Genomic DNA, 12,079 nt, shown 5'->3' on the forward strand with positions numbered 1-12,079 from the left:
ATATCTTATGTTCCCACTGTGGAAACCCAGTGGCCAGAGAAAAAACGCACCTCATCCCCGCAGGTGTTCTTAATGGGACTTTATCCGAACAATTGGAGCTTTGTGAGTCTTGCTGGATAGCCTGGGACCTGGGAGAGGAGAACCTTGCCTAACCCAGCTGGTAAAAGTTATGGTCTCAGGCGAACGGCGAAACAACTGGATCGAGCGCGTACGCTCAGTCTTTGCTAGATCGGGTAGGGGTCTCAAATGATCGAGGACGATAAGCAGGCGATCACTGATTCAATAGCCCTAGAGCAACAGCGTGCCCAGCCAAAGGATCGCTCCAGGGAGCCTTCTCCGCCAGATCGGGAGGAGGGGGCTGGCCCAGATCCGATAAGAATGTATCTCAGAGAGATCGGCCGAATCCCTCTGTTGAGTCCCGAAGAAGAGATCACCCTGGCCCAACGAATTGAAAAAGGCGATATCAGCGCATGCGAACGGCTGGTGCGGACAAACCTGCGCCTTGTGGTCAGCATCGCCAAGAAATATACTGGTCGGGGGCTCGGTCTCTCCGATTTGATTCAGGAAGGTAATATCGGCCTTATTCGTGCTGCGCAGAAGTTTAACTGGCGTAAGGGTTACAAATTCTCTACCTACGCTACGTGGTGGATTCGCCAAGCGATCACTCGAGCCATCGCCGATCAAGCCAGAACCATCCGTCTTCCAGTGCACATTGGAGAGACGATTAACCGCTTTATTCGTACCTACCGTCAGCTGCTGCAGACTTTGGGCCGCGACCCTAGCCTTGAGGAGGTGGCCAAGGCTATGGATATGGACCCCGCTAGGCTGCGCGAAGCCCTAGCCGCCGCCCAGAAGCCTATCTCCCTCGAGACACCGGTGGGTGAGGATGAGGAGAGTAGATTGGGCGATGTACTCAGAGATGAGGTCATGTCCAGTCCAGAGGAGCTCGCCTCTCAATACCTCATTCGTGCGGAGATCGACGAGGTTCTAGAAGATCTCACCCCTCGTGAACGAAAGGTGTTGCGATTGAGATTTGGGCTCGATGATGGAAAACAACGAACGTTGGAAGAGATCGGCCAGGCATTTGGGCTTAGCCGAGAGAGGGTCCGCCAGATGGAAGTCGAGGCCCTGCGTAAGATACGTCACTCAGCCGCAGCGAAGAGATTACACGCTTCATACCACCCCACTGAATAGAGGAGATTAAACTCTCAATGGAAAGCTCCATCCACCTTGGCAGTCTGAAGGGCATAGCCATCGGAGTGCACTATACCTGGTTGATCGTCTTCGGACTCGTCACAATGTCCCTGGCTGGATCCTACTTCCCTCAAGAGTACCCCAATTGGTCCATCCCCATGTATTGGATGATCGGCTCCCTGAGCAGCCTATTGCTCTTCGCCTCCGTCCTAGTTCACGAGCTGGCTCATTCCCTGGTAGCCATTTCTAAAGGACTTCCCGTAAGGAGCATCACCTTGTTCATCTTCGGAGGCGTAGCCAGCATCACCAAGGAGGCAGAGAAACCAGCGGATGAGTTATTGGTCGCTATAGTTGGTCCAGCATCCAGCACGGCCCTCGCCGCACTGTTTTGGATGACGTGGGTACTCACCAAAAGCCTTAGCGAAGAGGCAGCCGCTATCAGCCTGTATCTCTGCACCATTAATCTCATGCTGGCCGTATTCAACCTGATCCCTGGTTTTCCCCTGGATGGCGGGCGCGTCCTGCGCGCCCTTATCTGGGCCATTACTAAGAACTTAATCAGAGCCACCCGCATCGCCACCGCAGTGGGACAAACAATCGGCTATGCTTTCGTCTTCAGCGGACTAATGATGGCCTTCGGAATGAGCTTAAGCTTCAGCTTGGGCTCGCTAGCAATTAACCTGGCCGGGGGTTGGCTGAATGGCTTGTGGTTAATGTTCATCGGCTGGTTCCTCAATAATGCAGCAGAAATGAGCTACCGCCAGACTATGATTCAAGAGACCCTCAAGGGGATCACGGTCCGCGATATGATGATCCGCGACTTCACGACGGTCGAACCTGACATCACTCTCGATGAGCTGGTAAACCACTACATCCTCCAGCGTGGCCTTCGTGCCTTGCCTGTGGTCGAGAGAACACATCTCATAGGTATGATCACGCTGAGCGATGTTAAGCATGTACCCCAGGAACAGTGGCTGACCAGAACAGTCCGAGAGGCGATGACTAAAGCAGAAGACCTGCGCACGGTGAGCCCCCTGGACGATGTTGGTCGAGTCCTGGCCACCCTCGATGGACACGACTTGAACCAAGCACCAGTGGTCTATCAAGGACAACTCGTGGGGATGATCACTAGAAGTAACCTGATCCGCTTTCTCAGAGTGCGCCAGGAACTTGGACTACATCGCTAGGCGGAATGTTTAACTAGCCGTGACAAGGGGCAGTACCCGTGCTCTCAAGTCACTGCCAGCCAGCATACCAGCTTCAAATCCTCTTTCTGGACCCCCTCGCCGGGGCCGACAATTGGCGGAGCAACAGGAGCTACAGGATTGTCTTGGGCAAAGGCCGTCAGATGCGATGTTAGATCCGCAACGTTTCCGTTTCGACGATACTCATCCCACATTTTGCGCAGAGGGCGTAACAAGGTATTGGGGAGAGGCGTTGCGTAATAGGCTAGGAGATCGGCCACCTCATATTGGCCCCTCACGGTTTGAAGCAGGTTGACGATTTGGTTCTGGGGTGCTTTGAAGGTAAGCGGGCTAGTCTGGAGCTGTTTGAAGCGATTTACAATGCGATCCTTGACCCTGTCAATGATTTCATAAACATCGAATTCGGGTTCAGCCCGCGGTGTGACCTGGTTACAGCGGATGAGATGGACGATATCAAGCTTCCGCTCGGTTATTTTCTCCGTGGCTGAGTCATAGTAGCACCAAAAATGGCGGTCACCCCCCTTTAGGTAGACAAAGAGGCCACGTTGTCCTTCCCTTCTCATGCCGCTTCCAACGCCCAGGGGTATGCGCCGGAGCCTCTCCTCCCCTATCTTCTTCAGGAAATCAAGGAGTTCCTGTTTGACAAACTCGCCCGTGGTAAGCTCAGAAGCTTCTTCTAGCTCATCGAGGATAGTTAGGTCCTGGGCCTCTATACGACGGATAGCGTTGAACTCCTTGGGGTCCACGGCCTCCCCCAGGGTGCTGGCGTCCAGGCCTACGCTTCTCTTTATGGCATCGAGCTTCTCATATAGTCGCTCAACCAGCTTAAGCAACGCCTCGAGATTGTCCTCCGGGAAGAAGTTGAAGATGTGCACCATGTCCCATTCGGAGCCGATGCGATCAATTCTCCCTGCTCGTTGGATCATCCGGACGGGGTTCCAATGAAGGTCATAATTGATGACTGTGTCTGCATCTTGTAGGTTCTGCCCCTCGCTGAGAACATCCGTACTGATGAGCAGGTCGATTTCACGGTTAGTACCCTTCAAATAGCGGCGCTCATTCGCTATCGGCGAAAACCGTATCACCCTGTCGGTTCGCTCTCTGGCGTCCACACCACCATCAACTATGCTCATGCGGCGTCGGAGCTTCGCCTGGAAATCCTCATCTGCCTGAAGCTCACAGTAAAGATAACGGGCCGTGTCCCTAAAGTAGGTGAAGATCACCAGTTTTTTGTCTCTTAGTTCCAGCAACTGCTCTTTAAGACTGCGCAGCTTATCATCGTGCTTAGCCACCGGCTCTGGGAAGCGGTCGAGGACTTGACTAAGCGCGCCCACATCTTGCTCAACAGCCCTCTCGATAGCCTCTAGGTCAAACCCCGCTGGGTCCACCTCCGGAAGGGCTGTAAGCAACTCTTCGATCTCACCCTCATCCGTAGATTCATCATCACTGCCATTCCAAACGAAGATTCGCCGGTAGGTTGCGGCGTCGAGCAACCGGCCATTTCTAAGCATCTCGAGGAACTTTTCCTGGAACCTCTTTTGTCGGTCCAGACTGATGCGTAGGGCCTCAACACTCGACTCCAATCGCTTCAGGTAAAGGGTCTTCAGGATATGCACCAAACTGAGCTGCCTCCCCAGACGCATGGTGAAGTCTTCAGCCTCTTTTGGCTCCCATCCCTGCCCAAGAAGGCGTTCCTTCAAGGTCTCCCACAGGGCGAGCTGCCCTTGGCGCACCTGTCTCCGATAGGCATCGAGGCTGTAGCTAGCCAAATTGAGGTTTTCGATGGTATCAGCGATCTCCTGATAGAGGCCAGCGTAGGTTTGCTCAAGACTATAGCGGACGGTGTGAAGGCCACGGCCGGGGAAGCGTACCGGCTTCCCGTCGATGATAGCTTGGGGATAGTTCTTGCGGATGTAGTGGCGGCTTCGTCGCACTGTAATCTCTTCGAGTAAGTCGTAGAGATGATCCTTGTTAGCTTCCACTTGGAGAAAGTAGCCCCACAGGCTCCGTATGCCCATCGAGGAAAAGAAATCATCGTGGCCGCGGGTGATAAGTTGAACCTGGTTGAATAGGTCGAATATAGAGTTGTTAACTGGCGTGGCGGTTAAAAGGATGAGCTTCTTTGGCTTGCTAAGGGTTAGGAGCCGGCTAAGGTTGTCATAGCGGTTAGCGATTGAATTGCGGAAGTTATGCGATTCATCCACTACGATAACATCGTACTCCAGAAATTTTTGGATGTCGAAGGTATTGCGCCCCAACTCCTCTTGAGAAACGATGTCTGCCCGAATAGCCAAGTCCCTGAGTTTGGGCTCCCACAAGAGGTCCCTGAGTTGAGCCGGGCAGACGACCAATGCCTTCTGGCGCAAGCGGTAGGCATAATCGTCCAGCAGTTTCAAGCCCAGGTAGGTCTTCCCCAGCCCGACAGAGTCGGCCAGCATCACCCCACCATAGGTTTCAAGTATGTCCTTGGCCGCCAGATAGCCATCCCTCTGGAAGTCGGCCAGGAAAATAGGGCTTGGGCCGTCAACCTTAACCTCCATCTGGAACTTGTCCTTGAAGTATTCGTAGAGAGCCTTCATATAAATGTCGAACGGGGTATACTTGATCGTGAAATCAGAAAGAAGTTCAATAAGCTTCCCTTTGAAATCGTCAGAGTTTGTCCAGTAGCGGTCAAACCAGTCCTTTATCCCCCTGACCGCGGATGCTTCTTTCCGAACTGAGTTGAGTTCTCCCTGGCGAGTGAGACCGGCACTGGTAAAATTGGAAGAGCCATGTATAGCCAGAGTGCCTACAAAAGGCAGGCCTTCAATAACGTAAGCCTTAGCATGTAGAAATTGCTTTGTATGAAGACGTACCTGCACCATTTCCCGATTTAGGAAGTCCACTAATTCCTTGATCAAATGAGGGGTCTCACGCTGCCCCATAGCGTCTTCTGTATCAGCGCGAAGGTCTTCACCGACCAGAGCTCCCATACTGGGCCGAGGCTCACCCATCAGCGGCTCTCGCCCAAGGAGGAGTCTGAAATGCTTGACCTTAGTCAAATTGTCCTTCAGGAGAGCAAAGCCGGCCAGGTTAAAATAGGCCGTGGCGAACTCAGCGGATACGTCAGCAGAAAGCACCCGGTTCAGTATGTCAGAAAGCTTACTGCCCTCAATGCTGTTATCGATAATATCTGGGATTTCCATAATCTCAAAATAACTTTTCGAACTCGTCCGGTGTGATACCAGCATCCTTTAGAATTTTGCGCATTGTCCCTTTGGCGAGATCCTTGCCATAATGAATGGGCACAGTCGTCCACCTGCCATCGTGGTGCCGCCACACTGAATGGCCGCCGCTCTGACAGATTAACTCGAATCCCAACTCCTTAAGGACAGCGACAACTTCCTGGGGCTTGGCCGGGCGAAGTTTAGGCGCTCACTTCTACCTCATCCACGGCCACTTCAAGAGGGATGACTTCCCCCACGGCCTGTCGAGCTTCAATATGAAGGCGGATGGCGTCCTTCAGATTAGTGACTGCCTCCTCATAAGTTTCGCCCTGGGAATAACAACCTTGCAAGGCTGGGCAAGACGCAATATAAACCCCGTCTTCATCCTGCTCAACTAAGATAGTAAACCGATATCTGGTCATCTCGCCTCCCTTAACCATTATATCCCAAATTATACCCCAATCATACGCTCCTTGCCTTCGCCAGCCTATTCTTCACTAGCCCGACCACTGCCCGATAAACCTCCACTTGCTCACCTTCGGTTAAACCCAGGGCTTCAAACACCACTCTGTCCAGCTCACGCCGGTCTGGCAACACTTTGTTTAGCGAAACATCCTCAGGGTGGATGTTGGAGTAGTCTTTGCTGGGCTTGGGTAGGCCAAACTCCTCGAATACGCTCTTTGAATCACGCTTTTCCAAACTCAAGGTCGCCTCAGCTAGCTTTGGGGATTCTGCTAGGTGGTGTGGGTGCAAAATCAATAACCGCTTAGCCTCGTATACGGCTGTGTCTAGGGCTCCTTCACCAAGATTGACCCTGCCTGATAGCTCCTTGCTCAGCATCGTTAGGGTAGAATTCAGGACAACATTGAGCTTGTCGGCATCTGGGCAAAGTATTTCATATAGCCTCTGGTCAACAAGCACCTCACTCTCAATTCTGGCCTGCCTATGGCAATCGTTAATGGACTTTACCCAGACTATATCTGGAAACGCATGCGCTCCCAAATCGTACCACGGCTCCCTGGCGACCAGGGTCTGCAGGTTCTGGTAGCCAGTGATGATGGCGCCTTTAGAGCTACCTTGTTTCACAGTGATCGCCGCTCTCTCGCCCCAACTCACGTATTCAAGCGTCCTTGTGCCTATCAGAGCCGTCCTAGCTTTATCACACATGAATACTTTGAACCTCAGACCTTCGGGTCTGACTACAACGCCCCTAACCTCTTGCGGGCCTTTAATCACAGGTTTTAGAAATTCCTCTTCAATGAAGCCTTCCCATCCAGCCCCATTCCTGACATGAACTAAGCCGGCTGGGGCAGGATTGCCCGTAGGCTGTAGGTAGAAGAATTCGTTGGCGCCGGTCTTGATGCCAAAGCGCACCTCAGCGATATCCCCCAGCCTGACCAGCTTGTCCTTGCCTTTTTCCAGAATAGTGAAGAAGATGTCTGGTGCCCGCAGGTATTTACCACCCCACTTGCCACCGGAATACCTGCCGTGCTCAGCCCCTAGCTCCATTGCGGGAGTTTCGGTTTCTTCAGGTGTCTCTAGACCATCCAGCCACAGGTCTTCCTGGCTAATAGGATAGACTCGAAATTCAGGAACACTCTGGATGCTGTCTGTCCACTCCTGGAGCAGGAGATTCTCAGCGTTAACCGCCGCCTCAAAGGGAACCCGGTAGGCAGTAAACTTGGAGATGTTCCCTTCTAAGGCTTCCCAGTGGCCATCTTTGGGGCGCTGGAGGAGCACAATAACGGTGTTAACATCGGACTCCTTAAAGGAGCGGCGGGCCTGGTTATCTATAATCTGGCGAATGTTAATGTTCCTCAGCAGAAACTGCTGTAATGAACCGCCATAGCCAACATCCAGCCAGGAGTTGGAATTGATAAAGCAGAAAACACCGCCGGGGCGAAGCAGGTTAAGCCCCCGGTAATAGAAATAGATGTAGAGGTCGCTCTTCTTATCTATCCTGGCAACGGCCTTACCCCAGTGAGCCTTAACAGCATTCTCAAGTCGTTCCTTGTAGCCCTTCTTAATTTCACGCCATTTGTCTGGGTCGTAATCCTCAGCTCTGGCTAGAGGTGGTGCTATCTCTTCCTGGCGCACATAGGGTGGGTTACCAATGCAGATGTCAAAACCGCCCTTCTCTAAGAATACCTCAGCAAAGTCAATATCCCAGAGAAAGTAGTCCTTCTCCCCCTTTTTGCCAATGCTCGCCGCTACCTTTTGCAGGCGCCCCTTTTCGCCTCTGAGAGCATCTATTTGAGGCTGAACCTTAGCACGGGCCTCTTCCTGCTGCTTAAGAAGAGTCTGGGTTATATCGAGACCGCCCCTTATCTCTTCAAGGCCGGCCTGAAAGGCTTGTTCTTGGGGTGACTCTAGCTTTCGGATATCAGCGTCGATGGCTTTTACCTTGGCGTCCAGGACGCTGCGCAGGAGCTGGTGCTCAAGATACTCAATGTTGTGCTTCTTGACGGAGCGGTCACCACGGAAGTAGTCCGCTTTCTTCTCCACGATGGTCTGGATTTGCCGTTTAAGCGCTGGTGGAATATGAGCGTAGTCAGCCCTGAGGGATAGAGGTATGCCGGCGATCTCCTCCACCAGACTATCACCTTGCCGTGCCTTGAAAGTGAGATTGGGGAGCAAGGGCTGATTATAGATATCCATCTGGCTCTCTTCGCTCTCAATAATGAGCGACAGCCACAGCCGCAACTCACAGACTCGTACCGCCCAATCCTTGACATCAACACCGTAGAGATTCTGCGAGATAATGCGCTTCTTGAGGGCAAACTCATTCTCAGGATGACCCTGGTGCTCGGCTATAGCCCGATACAGTTGAACCATAACGTTCATCATCCCTACCAGGAACGAGCCCGAGCCTACCGCCGGGTCAACCACTCTGACCGAGTCCAAAGCCCCCCTGAGTCGATTGACCTCTGGACTGGCCAGCCCGTCCAATTCCCTTCGTCCATCTTCAGACAGCGGTGACATTACCAGCGGAATAAGTGTATCCTTGGACAAGGCGGTGGCTTCATGTAGATACTCTATGAGAGATAAGCGGCACATGTAGTCGATTTCTATCCTCGGGGTATAGAAGATGCCCGCCTGATGCCGGTCCTCTTTATTGATTAGGGACTCGTATACTCGCCCCAGCATCTCCGGGTCTACCGCGACTTCTACCTCAAGGGGCAAACTCTCCTGAATGGTGAAATTGTATCGCTCCAATAATCCGGGATAAGTTCCATCGATGGTCCGGTCGAAGAGGGTTACGAACACCTCATCCGGCACATCGAATCCGAGCTTGTCCAGGTCATCCTCGACAAATAGACCGCCATTCAAGAAAGGCATCCCTAGCTGGAAAGAGGCCCTGATGTCACCGGGAAGGTCCAGCGGCATCAGACTTGTGCGCCTATTAAAGGCATAAAAGAAAAGTGATGATAGCCAAAGGCGGTAAAATCCTCTATGCGGGGATTCCCCACAATACCCTTGCCACAGATTGCGCATATAGCGCTTGTCAGGAGTGCCATCGCCCCATTTCAACCAGCCCTTTCTCTGAAGGAAGTAAAGAAACATCAGCCGGTTGAGTAGCCGCTGGGCAAAGCCATGCACTTGACTATCGTTGCCCTTACGCTGGGCAGCAAGAGTCCCCTTGAGCCGCTCAAGTATCTGCTCGTAGGTCTCGAAGAATTCGCTGGTGACTCGTTCAACGCTGAAGGCTTCTTCGTGCTTCCGGCGTATTATTTCAGGTTGCTGCTCCTCAGGTGTGAGGGCAATGCCGTGAAGCACCTCCAGGTCTGTGTGGTAGACATTAGCTGGTTCCAGGGGTAGGATTCGCAGCTGCAAGGCGGGCATCGGCTTCTCTGGTCTGAGGATGCGGAGTGGACTAACGAAGGCCAACTGGCTATAGTCCTTGGTGAAGATAAAAAGGTAGTCACCCGCTGGATGATGACGGTAAAAAGGTTCAAGGATAGAGCGAACCGTAGTCCGGGTCCAAGAGGTTGTCTCGAGTAGATAAACCTGGAAGGCCTTGTCGTAGTCACTCAGCAAGTGAACCGACTGAATGGCCTCAGATGGCTTTGAAGGAATAGCAAGCTGCTTTGGCGGGTAAGAGACGTCAGTAACACGGTAGCCAAGGCCTTCACTCAGGTATCGACTGAGCGCTTCTCTGGAGTGAACCCTTCCTATGTCCTCGACCCCAGCCATGCTGAAGACCCCTATGAAATAACAATTTACCGAATTTACCGAATGATCTATTTGCCGAAGAGATCCTCAATATCCTGTCTGGCCCTCTCCAGCAGACGCGCCCCTTCCACAAACTGTAGCTCTGCGTATGATTCAGGTGTGCCATAATCGCGCGTCCGGATGACTACGGGCATCGGAACAGCATGCCCCAGGATAAGAGCCTGCTGCCTGGAATCCAGTTTAGCCAAAACGGTACGCAGGAGCTGTGCGCCAGATACCCCCGTGAGCACGGCGGAGATATCTTTATCATCGTCCAGGAGATAGGTGACACGGGTTCCAATCTGCGACATCACTTCATCAGCAATACCGCTCGGCCGCTGATCAACGATTAGTAATGTGACATTATATTTGCGCATCTCTCGGGCAATGGTGCCGAAGATGGTCTGTCCCGCTACCTGGGGGTTAAGGAACTTATGAGCCTCTTCGATGGTAATAACGAGGGGAGTCGGTTCGAGCTCCTTCTCCCCCATAGCCCGCTCTTTCTGCTCCACGTAACGCTCATGAATACGCCGGGTTAGAATATTTGCCACCAGGATATAGGCATCGAGGTTCCGGTGACGCCCGAACTCCAGAACAACGTGCACGCCCCTGGCCAAACACTCCATAATCCGTTGCACCGAATCATCCATCACCTTTTTCTTCAGAAATGGCAAGCGTGCCAGGCGAGTATCCATCTTTCGATGCAACACTTGCAGTGTGCCAGGATTCAGCCCCACCTCCTTTGCCAAAGCATCGCGTTCGGACCCATCCATCTCGATGAAGGCTTCAAACCATCTGCTCTCTCCATATATGCGGGCCAGGCGGTGGATCGACTCAATCTGGGCTTCGGTCAACTCGAGGGTCTCACGCAACATAAGCACATCATTCGGCTCAATCTGATCGTAGCCTATCTCCACCACAAAATCTGGCATAACCCCTCGGTCACGAGCCGATTTTTCATCCAGAGCAAAGATAGCTACGTGCACCCCAAAGAGCTGCTTCAGCCCCTTGACATAGCGACCACCTTCCATCGTCCCTTGCCAGCCATACTCATTATGCATATCAAAGACCAGGTTTACCGCCACCCTCTTTTGGGCTATACCCGTAAGCAACAAGCGGGTGAGGAAGGTCTTGCCGGTCCCAGACTTCCCGAAAACGCCACTGCTCCGTTCGACTAGCCTCTTGAGATCCAGGCAGACCTTGGTTTCCATATCCAGCGGAGTTCCAATGTGAAAATGCCTATCATCCTCCTGCCCAAAGACAGCCGCTACATCTTCGGCTGTGGCCTGTTTCACCTGAGAGAAATGACTGGGTATCGTTTTCACCGGTTGTGGCCCCATCATCTGGCTGAAGGCGTCGTGTCCGATGGTCAGCATCGGTGCTATCTTCAGGGCCCCGAAAGTGCTGGTCCCAGCCAGGACATCGGCGATGAAAGGATCAGATACATCGGGAGGAGACATAGCAATTTGGGGGCTGCTGGCCTCAAGCATCACATCGGTAATCATACCAAAGAATTTGCGCTTCTCCCCATCAATGACGACGTATCTGCCAACAGCCATATCTTCCACGGAACAATCAGCATCGAGCCGGGCTTCTAACCCCTCGCTGAGTGAGCCAGCGACGACGATACCTAACCTCTCCCGTTGATCGGGCGAAGGATTCCCACTCATACTTTGATCCTCCGTAGGACAGCATTCAAGCGATTGATATCGTTCATCAGCAGTATAGCCAGTTCCTTACCGGCATTGATCAGGAAGGAACGATCATTGCCACGCGCCGTACTGGCTTGGCGGAGACAGGCGGCGATCAGCTCGTCGACCGCCACGTGGGCCACAGAGGAAATCAACGTATGTAAAAAGGTCAGCTCCGTGGTGAACATCCTTACTTCTGCTGGTGAACAGGCATAGACAAAGCCGTGGATGCGTGGTGGGCGTGGGGGTAGATATTGATAAATGACTCCGTTCTCACGGAAGCCAACGATGACCACGGTAAAATCAGTCCGCAGCAGCTCTGGCAACTCCGGATTATGGCGATAGACATCCTCTTCGTCAACCTCATCCTTGCCCCGAGCGATAGGACGACGACCCGGGTCGATGCTACCTGTCTTCGTATTGGCCACCAGCCCGTAGATCTCGATGGCCGCATCAGTCACCCGCACAAAGCTACCGAAAGGTGGAGGCTGATGTAATTCATAGCTCTGGGCGACAAACTCCGTAGTACTGGCCTCAATTACCTCTCCGATCCTCTCGCTCACTCGCCCCT

General features: G+C 52.8%; 8 protein-coding genes. 2 read left to right on the forward strand and 6 right to left on the reverse strand.

Annotated elements, in window-relative coordinates; genetic code table 11:
• Positions 1-246 precede the first annotated feature (246 nt).
• Entirely contained in the window at positions 247-1,194 is a 948-nt protein-coding gene (locus M1136_02130; protein MCL5074436.1) for a sigma-70 family RNA polymerase sigma factor, read from the forward strand.
• Between the two features lie 17 nt (positions 1,195-1,211).
• Positions 1,212-2,381 (forward strand): site-2 protease family protein, encoded by a 1,170-nt coding sequence (locus M1136_02135; protein ID MCL5074437.1) that lies wholly within the window; start codon positions 1,212-1,214, stop codon positions 2,379-2,381.
• Positions 2,382-2,425: 44 nt separating this feature from the next.
• Here the strand turns inward: M1136_02135 and M1136_02140 are convergent, their stop codons facing one another.
• The 6 genes from M1136_02140 to M1136_02165 are packed head-to-tail and all read right to left on the reverse strand — an operon-like array spanning position 2,426 to position 12,071.
• Positions 2,426-5,584, reverse strand: a complete 3,159-nt coding sequence (locus M1136_02140) for a phospholipase D-like domain-containing protein (protein ID MCL5074438.1) — start codon at positions 5,582-5,584, stop codon at positions 2,426-2,428.
• Positions 5,585-5,588: 4 nt separating this feature from the next.
• Complete coding sequence (locus tag M1136_02145) at positions 5,589-5,759, reverse strand: type II toxin-antitoxin system HicA family toxin (GenBank protein MCL5074439.1); 171 nt, start codon at positions 5,757-5,759, stop codon at positions 5,589-5,591.
• A gap of 46 nt (positions 5,760-5,805) precedes the next feature.
• Entirely contained in the window at positions 5,806-6,027 is a 222-nt protein-coding gene (locus M1136_02150; protein MCL5074440.1) for a type II toxin-antitoxin system HicB family antitoxin, read from the reverse strand.
• 40 nt (positions 6,028-6,067) lie between these two features.
• The gene (locus M1136_02155; protein ID MCL5074441.1) at positions 6,068-9,799 is read right to left on the reverse strand and encodes an Eco57I restriction-modification methylase domain-containing protein; all 3,732 of its coding nucleotides are present in this window, start codon (positions 9,797-9,799) and stop codon (positions 6,068-6,070) included.
• A gap of 47 nt (positions 9,800-9,846) precedes the next feature.
• Positions 9,847-11,487 (reverse strand): ATP-binding protein, encoded by a 1,641-nt coding sequence (locus M1136_02160; GenBank protein ID MCL5074442.1) that lies wholly within the window; start codon positions 11,485-11,487, stop codon positions 9,847-9,849.
• Positions 11,484-12,071, reverse strand: a complete 588-nt coding sequence (locus M1136_02165) for a hypothetical protein (GenBank protein ID MCL5074443.1) — start codon at positions 12,069-12,071, stop codon at positions 11,484-11,486. The genes M1136_02160 and M1136_02165 overlap by 4 nt, the downstream gene beginning before the upstream one ends.
• Positions 12,072-12,079: the final 8 nt, after the last annotated feature.

This window comes from Chloroflexota bacterium, from assembly GCA_023475225.1.
Classification (GTDB): domain Bacteria; phylum Chloroflexota; class UBA6077; order FW602-bin22; family JAMCVK01; genus JAMCVK01.